The 15700-nt window shown below is 42.2% G+C and carries 16 protein-coding genes; 3 read left to right on the forward strand and 13 right to left on the reverse strand.

The features are described 5' to 3' along the window. Positions 1-189: 189 nt before the first annotated feature. Complete coding sequence (locus KDW03_RS09870; RefSeq protein WP_271434911.1) at positions 190-1362, forward strand: NifS family cysteine desulfurase; 1173 nt, start codon at positions 190-192, stop codon at positions 1360-1362. Positions 1363-1372: 10 nt separating this feature from the next. Continuing rightward, positions 1373-2335, forward strand: coding sequence for an iron-sulfur cluster assembly scaffold protein (locus tag KDW03_RS09875; RefSeq protein WP_271434912.1), 963 nt, complete (start codon positions 1373-1375; stop codon positions 2333-2335). A 14-nt stretch (positions 2336-2349) separates the two neighbouring features. Here the strand turns inward: KDW03_RS09875 and KDW03_RS09880 are convergent, their stop codons facing one another. The 9 genes from KDW03_RS09880 to KDW03_RS09920 form a co-directional block, all read right to left on the reverse strand. Continuing rightward, positions 2350-3009 (reverse strand): endonuclease III domain-containing protein, encoded by a 660-nt coding sequence (locus tag KDW03_RS09880; protein WP_271434913.1) that lies wholly within the window; start codon positions 3007-3009, stop codon positions 2350-2352. Between the two features lie 42 nt (positions 3010-3051). Beyond that, positions 3052-3726: a YggS family pyridoxal phosphate-dependent enzyme gene (locus tag KDW03_RS09885; protein WP_271434914.1), complete on the reverse strand. Its 675-nt coding sequence runs from the start codon at positions 3724-3726 to the stop codon at positions 3052-3054. An 89-nt stretch (positions 3727-3815) separates the two neighbouring features. Then, positions 3816-4769 (reverse strand): hypothetical protein, encoded by a 954-nt coding sequence (locus KDW03_RS09890; protein ID WP_271434915.1) that lies wholly within the window; start codon positions 4767-4769, stop codon positions 3816-3818. 117 nt (positions 4770-4886) lie between these two features. Then, on the reverse strand, positions 4887-5228 hold the full coding sequence (locus tag KDW03_RS09895) for a hypothetical protein (protein WP_271434916.1): 342 nt from the start codon (positions 5226-5228) through the stop codon (positions 4887-4889). 137 nt (positions 5229-5365) lie between these two features. Continuing rightward, positions 5366-6058: an AAA family ATPase gene (locus KDW03_RS09900; protein WP_271434917.1), complete on the reverse strand. Its 693-nt coding sequence runs from the start codon at positions 6056-6058 to the stop codon at positions 5366-5368. Positions 6059-6152: 94 nt separating this feature from the next. Further along, complete coding sequence (locus KDW03_RS09905) at positions 6153-7046, reverse strand: cation diffusion facilitator family transporter (protein ID WP_271434918.1); 894 nt, start codon at positions 7044-7046, stop codon at positions 6153-6155. Between the two features lie 172 nt (positions 7047-7218). Then, entirely contained in the window at positions 7219-7743 is a 525-nt protein-coding gene (locus tag KDW03_RS09910; RefSeq protein WP_271434919.1) for a CarD family transcriptional regulator, read from the reverse strand. 31 nt (positions 7744-7774) lie between these two features. Next, positions 7775-8470 carry a metallophosphoesterase gene (locus tag KDW03_RS09915; protein ID WP_271434920.1) on the reverse strand — a complete coding sequence of 232 codons (696 nt, stop codon included), beginning with the start codon at positions 8468-8470 and terminating at the stop codon, positions 7775-7777. A gap of 17 nt (positions 8471-8487) precedes the next feature. Further along, on the reverse strand, positions 8488-9600 hold the full coding sequence (locus KDW03_RS09920) for a DUF362 domain-containing protein (protein ID WP_271434921.1): 1113 nt from the start codon (positions 9598-9600) through the stop codon (positions 8488-8490). Between the two features lie 150 nt (positions 9601-9750). Here KDW03_RS09920 and ndk point away from each other — a divergent pair, with 150 nt between their 5' ends. Continuing rightward, positions 9751-10203 carry a nucleoside-diphosphate kinase gene (ndk, locus tag KDW03_RS09925; RefSeq protein WP_271434922.1) on the forward strand — a complete coding sequence of 151 codons (453 nt, stop codon included), beginning with the start codon at positions 9751-9753 and terminating at the stop codon, positions 10201-10203. On the opposite strand, the gene KDW03_RS09930 is transcribed toward ndk, so the two are convergent. Genes KDW03_RS09930 through KDW03_RS09945 form a run of 4 tightly spaced genes read right to left on the reverse strand, consistent with a single transcriptional unit; the run spans position 10200 to position 15652 of the window. Then, positions 10200-10760: a DJ-1 family glyoxalase III gene (locus tag KDW03_RS09930; protein WP_271434923.1), complete on the reverse strand. Its 561-nt coding sequence runs from the start codon at positions 10758-10760 to the stop codon at positions 10200-10202. The two genes, ndk and KDW03_RS09930, sit on opposite strands and share 4 nt — an antisense overlap. A gap of 23 nt (positions 10761-10783) precedes the next feature. Further along, the gene (locus KDW03_RS09935) at positions 10784-11242 is read right to left on the reverse strand and encodes a hypothetical protein (protein WP_271434924.1); all 459 of its coding nucleotides are present in this window, start codon (positions 11240-11242) and stop codon (positions 10784-10786) included. A 17-nt stretch (positions 11243-11259) separates the two neighbouring features. Then, positions 11260-13680, reverse strand: a complete 2421-nt coding sequence (gene leuS / locus KDW03_RS09940; protein WP_271434925.1) for a leucine--tRNA ligase — start codon at positions 13678-13680, stop codon at positions 11260-11262. Between the two features lie 13 nt (positions 13681-13693). Then, positions 13694-15652, reverse strand: a complete 1959-nt coding sequence (locus KDW03_RS09945) for a DNA gyrase/topoisomerase IV subunit B (protein WP_271434926.1) — start codon at positions 15650-15652, stop codon at positions 13694-13696. Between the last annotated feature and the right edge of the window lie 48 nt (positions 15653-15700).

Consider the following 15700-nt stretch of genomic DNA (forward strand, 5'->3'; position numbering starts at 1 on the left):
AGAAAAATATCGAATTGAACTTTTTTGAAATAGATGATTATGGTCGTAGAGTTTCGGCATAAAAAAGTGACATTTCTATTTCAATAAAAAGGTGACATTTTAATTTATTTGACAGAATACTTCAAGAAAAAACTTGACGAAATCTCCAAAAGGGTGTATAATAAAATACACCAAAAGAGTAGGAATTATATGCAAAGAGTATATCTTGATAATAACGCGACGACCATAGTGGACCCAAGGGTGAAAGAGGCTATGGAAATCTATTTTTGTCAGCAGTACGGTAACCCCAATTCGCTTCATCAATTTGGCACCGAGGTTCACCCTGCAATGAGGGTGGCGCTTGACAGGTTGTATGCTGGGATAGGGGCTGCTGATGAAGATGATGTTATCGTTACCTCCTGTGCTACTGAAAGTAATAATACTGTTCTCAAAGCAGTGTACTGGGAGGTTATCTCGAAAACCAACAAGAAACGTATCCTTACCACGCCTGTTGAACACCCTTCTGTTTCTCATGTGTGTGAATTTTTAGCAGAAAATGGAGCAGAGATTATCGAACTTCCATTAAATAAATATGGGATCGTGGATCTCTCTACCTTAAAAGAATATCTTGATCCTGAGAAAACAGCGCTCGTTTCTATTATGTGGGCAAACAACGAAACAGGAATCATTTTCCCTATAAAGGAACTGGCTGCCTATGCTCGCTCGCAGGGAGTGCTTTTTCACACAGATGCTGTCCAGGCAATCGGGAAAATTCCTGTCAATGCGCGTGAAGTGGGAGTGGATTATCTTTCGTTTTCTGCTCACAAGTTTCATGGTCCCAAGGGAGTAGGTGGCCTCTACATTCGCCAGGGTGCACCTTTTGTGCCTTTGTTGCACGGGGGTGAACACATGGGAGGAAAACGTTCTGGCACCATCAATGTTGCCGGAATGGTTGGTATGGGGCTTGCTCTGGAGTTAGCAAACTATGCTCTTGAATATGAAGCGACAGAGGTGAGACGCCTTCGTGATAAATTAGAGGATGCTATTTTAGCTATTCCTGACACTCTGGTTATCGGTAAACGAGAGCTTCGGGTACCAAATACTATTCTTGCGAGTTTTCGAGGGGTAGAGGGCGAAGCCCTTATCTGGGATCTGAATAAGCAAGGTATTGCTGCTTCAACGGGTTCTGCCTGTGCTTCTGAATCTCTGGAACCAAATCCTGTGATGGTGGCTATTGGGGTAGACAGAGAATTAGCCCATACTGCTGTCCGTTTTAGTCTCTCTCGTTTTACCACAGAGGAGGAGATTGATTATACTATTGAAGTTTTACGAGCGTCTGTGAAGAGGCTTCGTGAGATCTCTTCAACCTACAAAAAGTGTTAAAGGAGCCTGTATGGCAAAGAATCAACTCATTGGCGGTGCTCTTTGGGAAAACTATTCCCAAAAGGTTGCTGAACGGATGGATAATCCTAAATACCGGGGAGAATTAACCGAGGAAGATGCTGCTCGACTCGGGGGAAAATTGGTCGTGGCTGATTGGGGGGCGGAAAGTTGTGGTGATGCTGTAAGGCTTTACTGGATCGTTGATCCTGCCACTCATACCATCCTGGATGCAAGGTTTAAGAGCTTTGGGTGTGGTACGGCAATTGCCTCAAGTGATATGATGGCAGAGCTTTGTATTGGAAAAACAGTAGACGAAGCAGTCAAAATTACCAACCTCGATGTGGAAAAAGCTCTTCGAGATGATCCAGATACCCCTGCTGTGCCTTCTCAAAAGATGCATTGTAGTGTAATGGCTTACGATGTTATTAAACAAGCTGTGGCTCTTTATAAGGGTGTGGACCGAGAAAGTCTTGAAGAGGAAGAGATTGTTTGTGAATGTGCTCGTGTTTCATTACGCACCATCAAGGACGTGATACGCATCAACGATCTCAAGACGGTGGAGGAAATCACCCAGTATACCAAAGCCGGTGCTTTTTGTAAATCTTGTATCCGGCCTGGTGGACATGAAAAGAGAAAATATTATCTTGTAGATATTTTACGAGAAGTGAGAGAAGAAATGGCAAAGGAGAAATCTATGGCAGAAGAAGTGAAATTTAATGACATGACTATTGTCCAGAAACATAAGGTTCTGGAAAAGATCATGGAAGAAGAGATCCGTCCCATGCTGGCGGCTGATGGGGGAAGTCTTGAGATTGTTGATATCCAGACAACGGAGAATGGAAAGACGCTGGTGTATATCCGTTATCTTGGTGCGTGTAATGGTTGTGCTAGTGCCATGACAGGGACATTGTATGCTATTCAGGGGTACCTCAACCGCAAAGTTGACGAAAATATTGTTGTCTATCCCATTTAAATTACCGTGAACGTTTATCGATGCTTATTTACTCCTCGTTTGGGACAGAGATGATTAACCGGACATTGGTTATCACATAACGGAGAGATGGGTCTACATATTGTTTGCCCGAAAGCCACAAGAATATCGTTGTACATTATCCACTCTTCGATAGGAAGTTTTTCTCGAAGGGCAAATTCTGTCTCATGGGGATTTTTTGTATTAACATAGTCCCAGCGGTTTGAGATACGATGGACGTGGGTATCTACACAAATTCCTGGTTTATGGTACCCCAGGGTGATGACGAGGTTAGCTGTTTTTCTTCCCACCCCAGGAAGTGATAAAAGTTCCTCAAGGGTATCAGGGACTCTGCCTCCATATTTTTCGAGAAGGATCTTCGTGATTTCAAGGATGCGTTTAGCTTTCGTCCTGTAGAAGCCGACAGGGTAGATGATTTCGCTTATTGCTTTCTCGGAAAGACGCAGCATCTTTTCTGGTGTGTCTGCCCGTTGAAAGAGTCTTACGGCTGCTTCTCTTGTCATCTCATCTTTTGTCCTGAGAGAGAGGAGGGTTGCAACAAGGACCTGATAAGGAGAACCTTGCGAGATAGCGATAAACGTAACCACGGGCGCGTTCCAGGTTGGATAGTGATTTTTGAGGATAGCGAGTACTTTAAGAACTTCTTCTGTAGTCATTTTTTCTCCTTGATAGCGGAGTAGGAAGAGCTACCTACTATCTTAGGTGTACGTACGACTTCCAAAAAGGGCTCGTCCAAGTCGGAGCATGGTGCTTCCCTCTTCGATAGCAATCCGATAGTCATCACTCATTCCCATGGACAGTCCAAGAGGATAAGAAAACCAGCTCTGCACATCATCCCTGAGACGTTTGAGGAGTTGAAAAGATTGACGTATCAATTTCTCATCATTGGTAAGTGGACCCACCGTCATGAGTCCTTGAATATGAAGATGTGGCATTTCTTTGACCTGAGCAATAAGATCACGAGCCTGTTCTGGGGTAATTCCATGTTTTGAAGCTTCCTGAGAGGTATTCACTTCGATGAATATTGGTAATTGTCTGGAGAGTCGTTTCTCAAGTCCCTGCGCAAGTTCGAGACTATCAACTGACTGGATAACATCAAAGAGCTGCAATGCCTTGTTGATTTTATTTGATTGAAGATGCCCAATAAGATGCCGCGTGAATTGAAAATCCGAGAGAGCAGGAAACTTTTCACTCGCCTCCTGAACACGATTTTCCCCTATGTTCTGGATACCCGCCACAAGGGCTTCTCTTACTACCTCTGGACCAAAGGTTTTGGTTACAGCAACGATGGTTATGGGATAGGATACTCCGATACGGCTTTTTATATCCTCAATTTCTTCACAAATCCTGTGGTAGTTTTCTTGAAAGGACATGATTTCCTCCCTCTATACTGTAGGGAGAAAAAACGATTTTTTCAAGTTTTCATGAGAAGGGGATGGACCCCTTCTCATGAAAAGATATTTTAGAACTTGTAGTTTATACTGACGATCATGGAAAACTTATCAAACAAATTTTTGCCACTGATGAGGTAGGGGAGACTTCCCTGACCCAGAACATTCTGAACAAAGGTATCGCTTATGACCCAATCGAGTGAAAAACCACCAAAATGCACGCTCAGACCAATCCGAGGAATAATGGTATGCTTTATGGTGGTGGAAGACTTGATATCTCGCACGTTCTCTGTGGTTCCAGTATAGCCAAAAGATGTTGTTGTTATACTTTGAATTTCTATAATATTCATAACTCCCATACGAAGAGAGAACCATTTTTTAAGAGTGACTTCCGCTCCTCCATCGAGGATAGTATAGTTATCCGTTTGACTTCCCTGTTCTTTATCCTTATATTGATCGCTTCCTGTGGCCTGGTTTACAATAAACCATTCCTCACCTTTCAAAATAGTAAAATTGTTGAGTGAAACGTAGGTAAAAAATTGGTTGTTGGTATAGTTGATACCTGTACCAACTCCAATGGATTGAATGGAGAAGGGGTGAGTGTTTTTGTTTTTTTCTTCTCCCAGATCAATATAATCTCCATCACCATTAAGATCAGCGATAGCGGTGTAAACACTTGAAAGATTGAGATAGCCATAGGTGAGTATATTTTTCCATTCGAGATTTGGAGAGAGTTTTATTTTGGGATATACCTTCACCTCAATACCAAAATTCCCTTCACTTGTATGGAGTTGTTCTTGGGTATAGCCTGAAATTTCTGGAAACTCGGATTTTACCTGGTTTTTATACCCAGGGAGCCAAAGGCCCAGAGAAGCATCAATGGTTAAGGGTTGAAGAATATCAATACTTGCTCCCGTTCGGATTTTTACAAAAGAAGCAAATACATCGCTCTGGAGTTTTGATTTGGTAGGATCAGCAGGGGTCGGAACATGTTCCGTGACCGTTAAAGAAGAATAAGCAGCCACCGAGAGCCCCACATAGGGAGAGAAGGGGATTTTTCGGCTTCCGATGGTAAGGTCAAACCAGGGTAATCGGTCTCGATAAGTTATTCCTGGGGGGTAAGAAGGGGGAGGAGTTCCTGCCTAGGTGGGAGGATTTGCTGCATTCACTTTAGAATAACTTTCTAGATAGTCCTCAGTTTGCTGATTAGGATTAATAAATAAGCCAACCGAGACCCACTCGGTGTTTATCACACCATAGGCATAGGAATCATTCCAATTTCCGGTAGAAATATAGGCAAAGGGTTCCCATCCCACCTCGTTTGGTAATCGGTAGATGAGAGCACCATTTTCAGGAACCAGAATGGGATCGTCAATAATCCAGCTCGCGCCCAACCAATTTTGATCAGAATAGTACACACCCAGTCCTGAAAGGCGAGCAAGAGACCCATACATACCACCAATAACACCAACCAATAACACCAACCAAAAACACCAACAACCAACACAACGTTTGCTTTTTCACAGCTTTCCTCCTTGCTTTTTTTACCTCTTATGAGAATATTTTTTTTCTCTATTTTTATACGTTTTTTTGTTTCCTGAAGTGAAATTTTTTTCCTTATTTAGGGAATTTCTACCTCCTGGAGAAAAGTATCTATCACATTGTCGGTGGTGATTCCTTCGGCTTCTGCCTCAAAGTTGAGAATGAGACGATGGCGAAGGATATCGTGAGCGGTATGTTTTACATCCTCTGGGATAACGTATCCACGTTCATCAAAGAGGGCTTCAACTTTTGCTGCTTTAATCCAGGCAATAGCCGCTCGTGGAGATGCGCCATAACGGATATAGTCTTTGTGAGTTTGGCGTGTTGCTTGAACAAGAGAAACAACATAGTCATAGATTTTTTCGTCAACATAAATTCGGGATACAAGCTTCTGGAGTTTCTGGATATCCTGTTTACTGGCAACTTTTTTGACAGTTGGTTCTAGTGTTCCTGTCATTCGGTGAAGGATACGTTTTTCTTCTTTGGCTGTGGGATAGGAAACTAAAACCTTCATATAAAAACGATCAATCTGAGCCTCGGGAAGAGGGTACGTTCCCTCGTGTTCAATGGGATTTTGGGTTGCCATAACAAAGAAAGGGGTAGGGAGATCATAGGTTGTATCCCCAAGAGTTACCGTCCGTTCTTGCATAGCCTCAAGAAGAGCTGATTGCACCTTCGCTGGTGCACGGTTGATCTCATCAGCGAGAACAAAATTCGTAAAAATAGGTCCTTTTTTAACCTCAAATTGCCCTGTCTGAATGTTATAAATCATGGTCTCCATCTTTAGCTAAAGATATTGTAGCATAAAGCAATTTTTTTTGCAAAAGAAAAGAAAGAAAAACTCTCTGCCAAAGGAGTAGGGAAAGCTACCTACTTTTTCTGGAAGCTGTCTCGTAAGGTTCAATATGAATAATAACATCCTGGATGCTTGGACCATGTTCGAGAAGAGAGTGTTTTACTTTTCCTGCAATATTGTGTCCTTCGGTGACAGAAAGGTTACCGTCGACAAGGACATGGAGATCAACAAACATAGAATTCCCATGATGACGGGTGCGAACAGCATGAACTTCACGCACCCCTTCAACAGACTCGGCTATTTTTACAATCATCATGACATCCGTATCGCTTGCTCCTCTGTCAGAAAGTTCCTCAAGAACAGGTTGGAGAAGAGTCCAGCTTGTTTTGATAATAAACAATGAAACGACAACTGCCCCTATGTGGTCAAAATATGACAATCTTTTATCAATAAGGGAGAGTCCTATAGCAACAAAAGCGGGAATAGAACTCAAGGCATCAGAGCGGTGATGCCAGGCATTGGCGATGATTGCTGGCGAACCGAGTTTTTTCCCCTGAGCTATGGTCCAGCGATAGAGAATTTCTTTGGAAAAAATAGAGATAACAGCCATGACTATTGCTATACTTTTCACCTGTGTGGAGTCAGGTTTTTGGAGACTGATAAGCCCTTCGTATCCTATGCCTATACCCACAAGCCCCAGAAGCAAAGCAATAAGGGCTGTAACCAGGGTTTCTATGCGTCTATGACCATAAGGGTGTGACGTGTCTGGTGGTTTTGTCCAGTAGTTGATGCCAAAGAGAACTGCCACGTCGGTAACAAGATCGGAAAGACTGTGAGTTGCATCAGCAATCATCGTTTGACTGTTTCCCAGGATCCCACCGATATACTTTAACAGAGAAAGAAAAATATTTACCCACAAACCAATCAGTGTAACCTGTTTGGACTTTTGCAGAGAAGAACCCATAAAACCTCTCTTTTTCTGAAATATTTTTATATTATAAAGGAGTGCTTTTATTTCTTGCAAATTTATAAATTTTCCAAGAAAGCTGATTATCATTTCCTATAATATATATTATGTTAAGTTGAAAGAAGAGCATGAGACATAACTTTTTCCCATTATTATTTTTAAAACATCATTATCTTTTTTCTTCTCCAAGAATTCTAAGAATTTCTTCTTTGACTTCGTCGAGAGTCTTTTCCAGGGCCAAGGCTATCTCGCTTATGAGAATATTCATCGCGTTTTGATAAAGCTTTTTCTCTGTCGTAGAAAGCTCTTTGTGTTTGTTTCTCAGATAAAGCGTTTTTACTACCATGGCAACATCATCAATATTTCCTGATTTTAAAAGGTCTTGATTACGTTTGTAACGAATCTTCCAGTCGTCATCAAGCGAAATATTGATATTTTTGAGTTTATCAAGACAATACTTGATCTCTAACGGTGTAGCGAGGAATCGTAAACCAAGTTGATCAGGGTTGTCTGCAGGGAGCATCACTGTGGTTTCAGTGAGAGGAAATTTAATGATATAGTAGAGTTTTTTCTCTCCAAAAATTTCTTTTTCTTCTACATTTGTTATTTCTCCTGCACCATGATACGGATAAAAAACTTTATCACCAATTTTAAACATGCTTACCCCTACCCTTGTATTATAGAGAGAAAACATAAAAAAATCCATTTTTAACTGCAAAAAGCCTTTACCTGTTCAAAAGAATATATTCCCAATTTTCTATATCTACAATAATAGCTTGAAATCTTCCTCGTGTACAGGTACCACTATTCAGGTAGTATTTTTTCTTTCCACGGTGGTAAAAAACAATATCCTCCTGTTGATGGGTATGCCCCATGATGACAGCATCATAATGTCGATCAAGAAGCTTCATCGCATAAAAGAGATACTTAAAGTCATTTTGCCTTCTATAATCGAGTGGTTTGGTATCGATACGGCTATAGATATCCAGGTAACGTTGCCTCACCCATTCATTATAAGAAAGAAGCCTTAAAATCTTCATACCCAGACTTACCAGTGCCCTCATCACGCTGTTCCCATTCAAAAAATCTGCCTGATGACCATGGAGGATCAGGATCTTTCTCTCCCCATGATGAATTTCATAAAAATCAAGCCCTGTGTGACTGATGCTATCGTGGTTTCCACGTATAAAAATGACAGAATGCCTTTGAAAGAAACGAAAAATACCAGGATACGCTTGTGCGATATCACTTTTTCTATAACGATAAAGCTCAAATACATCGCCGTTTAAGATGATCTTGTCTGGTTGGTAATGGGTAACAACCTCTTCGAGACGTGCGAGAAAGGCATCTTCTTCCCATCCGAACCATCCCAGCGCGTCCTTCGCATCCAGATGCCAATCGGAAAGGACCAATATTTTCATTTTCTTAGGGGCGTGGTTTATTCTACTCGTAGTAGCTGATACGTACGACTACCCAGGCCAATACTTTCGGCGTAAGCTAACCCCTCCTGCCAATTGCTGTGAGGATGAATAAGCTGAAATCTGTCTGAAGAGGGATCATAATGTGGATGATGATCAGAGATTTTACTCGGTGCCAAAACGGGAGCCTGATTTACCAGATCCACACTTGCCTGATCCAGAGCCACAGGATCAAAAGAAGCCAGGATCCCAATATCAGGGACGATAGGAGCATCATGACTACTCCAGCAATCACAGTCAGGAGAAATATCCATAAGGAAGTTTATATGAAAATGAGGTTTTCCCTTGACAACGGCAAAAGCGTACTCATCAATTTTTTTCCAGGCGGTATTCCCTCCCTCGTTCCATACCACTTGCGCGGCATCATAGCGGCATACTGCCACACATTGACCACACCCAACACAGAGATCGTAATTAATCCATGCTTTGTGATGTTCATTGACTTTGATAGCGTTATGATTACAGTTGAGTTCACACATTTTGCAGCCAACACATTTTTCTGTTACTACCTTGGGTTTAGAATTTGAATGCATTTCCAGTTTTCCTGGAACGGCTCCACATCCCATTCCAATGTTTTTTAAAGCTCCCCCAAATCCTGTCATCTCATGACCTTTGAAATGATTGATAGAGATAAATATATCAGCATCAGCAATGGCTGTGCCTATCTTGGCTTTTTTGATATGAGTGAGATTGATCTCAATTTCACGGTAGTCTGAACCTTTGAGACCGTCTGCGATAATAAGATCGCACCCAACTGTTTCTGGGGTGAAACCATTTTCATGGGCAGCTTGAAGGTGATCAATAGCATTGGAGCGTCTACCTTTGTAGAGCGTATTACAATCTGTCAAAAACGGCAATCCCCCTAACCTTTTGATTATTTCAACGATTCTTCGTGTGTAATTTGGTCGTATATAGGCCACATTTCCCGGTTCACCAAAATGCACCTTTATAGCAACAAATTTTTTTTCAAAGTTAATGGTTTCAAGTCCCGCTTTTAAAACAAGCTTTTCAAGTTTTTCAAGAATACTTTTGCCTTTTGAACGGAAATCAGTAAAATATACAGGAGATGCCATGGAGTGCTCCTTTTTTGTTTTGTTCTTTTCAAGTATAGTATAGGTATTTGCTAAAAAAAATGCAAAAAAAAATTCTTTTTGCGAGTTGATATTTTAAGAAAAAAGAATATTTTCCGAAAATAAAAAAAAGAGACATTAAAGGAGACGGAAATGGCTCTCGAAAGAACCTTTGCGATGATTAAACCAGACGCAGTTAAAGCTGGGAACATTGGTCACATCCTTACCATGATCGAAAAAGAAAGATTTAAGATCATTTATCTCCAGATGTTGAAGCTTACTGAAAAATCTGTCCGTCTCTTCTATGCGGAGCATGTGGAAAAACCTTTTTTCCCCTCGCTTTTAGAATTTACCCTTTCAGGGAAGGTTGTTGCCATGGTACTCGAGAAAGAAAACGCTATCGAAGATTTTCGTAAGCTCATGGGAGCTACTGATCCCAAAAAGGCAGCGAAAGGCACCATACGCCACACCTATGGCACAGAAATGCCTGCAAATGCTATTCACGGATCCGATTCTCGTGAAAGTGCCAAACGCGAGATTACTATTTTTTTTGGAGAGTTCGCTGCTATTCCATCCAGCGAAAAACGCAATGCCAAGGAATATTAATCTTTCCATCCATAAAAAACAACTCGTTCAGCAAGCTGACGGGCTTCCTCATCTGAAACCCACAAAGAAACAAGTTTTAAAGACGCAAGGAGGGATGTTCCTACTCCCTGCGAGGTGATAATATTCCCATCCACAACGACTGGTTCGTTTTTGTGTTTTCCTGAAGTTATTGAAGCTACGGTACCAGGATAACAGGTGAAGTTTCTCCCCTCTAAAACCCCTGCTCTATCCAGAAGAAGAGGAGCCGCACAAACAGCATACACCCACCTGGAAGCAGCTACAAAGCGCCTGATGACTTCCAGAAGATGTTGATTTTGGACAAGCTGGTTTACGCCGGGTCCTCCAGGCAAAAGAAGCGCATCAAACTCTTCAGTATGGATATCATCCATCCGCATAAATACCCTGTCTGCTTGCACTGTTATCTGATGACTTCCGGTAATTTCTTTCCCTCCTACTCCATACGTGATTACCTCAACTTGTGCCCGTCTCAAAATATCAATAGGAGTAATCGCTTCTACTTCTTCAAAATTTTGTCCCAGAATAAGAGCTACTCTCATAGAGACCTCCTTTTGCTATGATCTTATGCCAAATCTCTTAAGGTAAAGTGCATGGGTACTGTTGAAACCTCGGGAAGAGACGGTTTTTCTGGGTTCCATACCAGCTTGATATTTTCCGCCTGATACTCCTCTGTATCCCGGATTACAAAAATTACCGTCAAAGGATCCCGCTGAGTCACGAGGAGGTAAGATTTTGGATACATGCGATGAATTTGCATCATCACAACCTGAAAAAATTTTTCATTGACAAGAATAGCGTAATCTGAATCCCTGTCAGTAAACGGAAAAGGAAGATTGTGGGTTTTGATGATGTCATCAATGAAGGCTCGAAGCTCAATATAGCTTGCTTTCTCTTCAGACTCGGGATAGTAGAAACGTGTCCGAATACGTCCAAATTTTTTGTATTCTGACTTTACATAGTTAAGTGCCTCTTTTAGAAGCAGTTTTCCTGCTTTCGAGAGATGAAGTTCTTCTAGGGTCATATGGCCCTCCTGGTCTTTTATTTTACCACAATGTTGACCAGTTTATCAGGTACAACAATCACTTTCACTATCGTTTTACCGTCCAACCATGTTTTGAGCTTTTCGCTTTCCAGAGCCTTTTTCTGGAGATCCTCCTGGGAGAGCCCACGAACTACCTGTATGTTATCACGTACCTTGCCATTGACCTGCAAAACAACGGTTACAGTATCTTCCACCAGGAAGGCAGGATCGTAAGTTGGCCATTTTTCAAAAAGTATTGAGGGTTTGTGTCCCATCTTTTCCCACAGCTCTTCTGTGATGAAGGGGGCAAATGGATGAAGCAGTTTGACGAAATCCTCTGCTATATCACGGGGAAGTTCTTCTTCTTTACTCAGGGCATTGATAAATACCATGAGTTGACTGATAGCCGTGTTAAACTCAAGGTTTTCTATCCTTTCAGATATGAACTGAATACTCTTATGTCGTAGTCGGTTCAGTTCCTCCGACGGTTCCTTTTCTCCTATTGGTTTTTCATCAAAGGTTTTCCATACCTTGTCAAGGAATCGCTTGATTCCCATAATCCCTTTGGTATTCCATGGTTTGTCTGCGGCCAAAGGACCCATGAACATCTCATACATTCTGAGAGTGTCTGCCCCGTATTCGGCTATTACGTCATCAGGGTTGATCACATTTCCTCGGGATTTAGACATCTTTTCTCCATTTTCTCCCAGGATCATACCCTGGTTTCGCAGGGCCATAAAGGGCTCAGGATAATCAACTACCCCAATGTCGTAGAGAAATTTATGCCAGAAACGGGCATACAAGAGATGAAGCACCGCATGTTCTGCTCCACCTACATACAGATCTACAGGTCCCCAGTATTTAATTTTCTCAGGATCGGCTAAGGCTTTGTCATTTTTAGGATCGATATAGCGCAAATAGTACCAACAGCTTCCTGCCCATTGGGGCATGGTGTTTGTTTCCCGTTTGGCCGGGCCTCCACATTTTGGACAGGTTGTGTTTACCCAATCTGTTATCGCTGCCAGGGGAGATTCTCCGGTTCCTGTTGGTTTGTAGCTCTTGACATTGGGAAGGGTAAGAGGGAGATCCTTTTCATCCAGAGGTACGATGCCGCACTTTTCGCAGTGTACGACAGGAATAGGTTCTCCCCAGTAGCGCTGACGAGAAAAAATCCAATCCCGAAGTTTATAATTCACCGTACGGCGTCCAATACCTTTTTCTTCGAGGTACTGGATGATTTTTTCTTTCATTTCCCTGGTGGGAAGTCCACTAAAGGGACCAGAATTCACGGAGATACCATCTTCTTCTTCGGCTTCGTTCAGTTCATACAGAGAACCATCCCGACTTACCACCTGGATAATCGGCAGATTGAATTTTTTAGCAAACTCAAAGTCTCGGCTATCATGAGCAGGGACCGCCATGATAGCTCCTGTTCCGTATCCCATCAACACATAGTCTGAGATCCAGATAGGGATCTTGTTTCCATTCAAGGGGTTAATTGCATATGCTCCTGTAAACACCCCTGTTTTTTCCTTGTTGAGATCGGTACGCTGAAGATCTGTTTTGCGGTTAGCCTCTGCCTGATAGGCTTTTACAGATTCACGCTGATCGGGAGTGGTAATCTTTTCGACGAGAGGGTGTTCAGGAGCAAGTACCATGTAGGTAGCCCCAAAAAGGGTATCAGGTCTGGTTGTAAAAACCGTAATAACTTCCTCTCTTCCATCGACAGGAAAATGAACCTCAGCACCTTCAGAACGACCGATCCAGTTTCTTTGCATGAGTTTGATGGACTCGCTCCAGTCCAAAAGATCGAGGTCTTTTAGAAGTCTCTCTGCATACGCTGTGATCTTCAACACCCATTGACGGATACGTTTGCGTTCTATAGGAGTACCACAGCGATCACATTTTCCATCCTGAACTTCTTCGTTTGCAAGTCCTGTTCCACAGCTTGGACACCAGTTGATGGGCATTTCTGCTTCATACGCCAAACCTTTCTTAAAAAGCTGGAGGAAAATCCATTGTGTCCATTTGTAGTAATCTGGATCACAGGTACTGATTTCTCTGTCCCAGTCATAGCAGAACCCAATAGATTTGATTTGTTCACGGAAACGGTCAATATTTTTGTAGGTTGTTTCTGCTGGATGGGTTCCTGTTTGGATAGCATAATTCTCTGCAGGTAGCCCAAAAGCGTCAAAACCCATGGGATGAAGGACGTTGTAACCATTCATCCGTTTGTAACGTGTGTAGATATCGGTAGCCGTATATCCTTCAGGATGTCCTACATGAAGCCCGGAACCCGAGGGATAAGGAAACATATCAAGCACATAGAGGCGCTTCTCATCGGGATAGGAGGGATCTTCCGTTACCTTAAAGGTTTTGTGTTCATCCCAATACGTTTTCCATTTCTTTTCAATTGAGGTAAAATCATAAAATGCCATGACTTCATTCCTCCTATGCTATATCATCCACATTGGTAACAAAATTAACATTTTTGAGGATAAATTCTTTTCGTTCTCCTCCAACATTTTCTCCCATCAGAACCCGCACCATGTTATTCGCCTCTTCAAAGTCGGTAATACTCACACGGAGAAGTTTGCGGGTTTCTGGATTCATTGTGGTTTCCCAGAGTTGTTCAGGATTCATCTCTCCAAGACCCTTGTATCGCTGAATGTCGTACTTGCTGTTTTTAAAAACCTTTTCAATAAGTTCATCTTTTTCCTGATCACTGTACGCATACTCTATCCTTTTTCCTGCGGTGATCTTGTAGAGAGGGGGTTGGGCAATATACACATGACCTTCTTCGATCAAAGGACGCATAAACCTATAGAAAAAGGTAAGAAGCAGGGTGCGGATATGGGAACCATCCACATCGGCATCTGTCATGATGATAATTTTATTGTAGTTCAGCTTTTCAATATCAAAATAGCTATAATACCCTGTACCAATAACTGCAATCATCGTTTTGATCTCTTCGTTTGCTAAAATGGTATTGAGGTTTTGACGCTCAATCTTTTTTTCAACGTTCAGGATTTTTCCTCGCAGGGGAAGGATAGCCTGAAATTCCCGGTTTCTTCCTTGTTTTGCTGAACCACCAGCAGAATCTCCCTCAACAATAAAAAGTTCACGGATCTCTTTTTTGCGAGAAGTACAATCAGCAAGTTTACCGGCGACAATAGTGGCTGTTTCCCGTTTACTTCGACCGACGTTGTTTCGCACACCCTGTCTGGCTTTTTCTGCCTCTTCCAGAGCGCGTTGTTCAAGAAGACTTTTTTGTATAATCTTCTCTGCGAGATCGATATTCTTTTCAAAGAAGACAAAGAGAGCTCCTTCGACTATATCCCTGATAGCAGTTCTCGCTGCAATTGGCTCGGTGAGTTTGTCCTTGGTTTGTCCTTTAAACTCTGCGTTAGGAATGAGGGTATTGATCACACAGGTAAAACCAAAGGAGAGTGTCTTTTTATCGATTTTTTCGTCTTTTCGTCCCAGATTCAATCGTTCGGCAAAGTCCTGCATGATTTTTTCATACGCCATCCAGAAGGCATCCACATGAATACCATGGGATTTGGTGTGAATGGAGTTGGTATAACTGTAGATCTCGGGATCATCACCTGTATTGCGATAGAGAAAAGCAATTTGAACCTTGAGTGTTCCGCCTTCAATCTCCTTTTCTCCCTGAATGACAATCGGTTCCGGAAAGAGAAGCTCTTCTCCTCTGTTGAGTTCATCTCTGAGAAAATCAACAATCCCGTTGGGGAAACAAAAAACCTCCCGCGTTGGTTCTCCCGAAACGGTATGATCCTCAAAAACAACCTCCAGACCAGGATTAAGAAAGGCTACTTCTCGAAGCCTGGCTCGAAGAATAGCCTGGCTAAAACTATGAACTTGAAAAATCGTATCATCAGGCTGAAAACGGATGGTCGTTCCCGTAGCCGGGTCGTCACCTATGATCTTGAGAGGTTCTTTTTTTATACCCTTTTCATAACGGATGAAATACTTTTTGCCGTTTCTTTTGACCTCAATCTCAAGAAAGGTGGAAAGAGCATTGACAGCGGTAAGTCCTACGCCATGGAGTCCTCCCGATACCCCATACACCTGGCGGTTAAACTTACCACCGGAATGAAGCTCAGTCAGAATAAGCTCAATAGCCGGTATTTTCTTTTGGGGATGAGGATCAACAGGGATACCCCGACCATCATCGATAATTTCCACAATATTGGTTTGCAAAAGGCGAACGACGATGTGTTTTGCATACCCTGCAAGATGCTCGTCCACAGAATTGTCAATGACTTCAAAGGCAAGGTGATGATACCCATCTATCTCTCTGTCACCAATATACATATCAGGACGTGTGCGAATATTTTCCGGAAACTGCAAAACACTGATTGATGCCGAGGTATATTCTTTGGACATGTTTCCTCCTGTTGGCGAAACCTTCTCTATGTATCGTATATTATACAA

The organism is Thermospira aquatica (genome assembly GCF_023525255.1).
In the GTDB taxonomy this organism is placed as follows: Bacteria; Spirochaetota; Brevinematia; order Brevinematales; family Thermospiraceae; genus Thermospira; species Thermospira aquatica.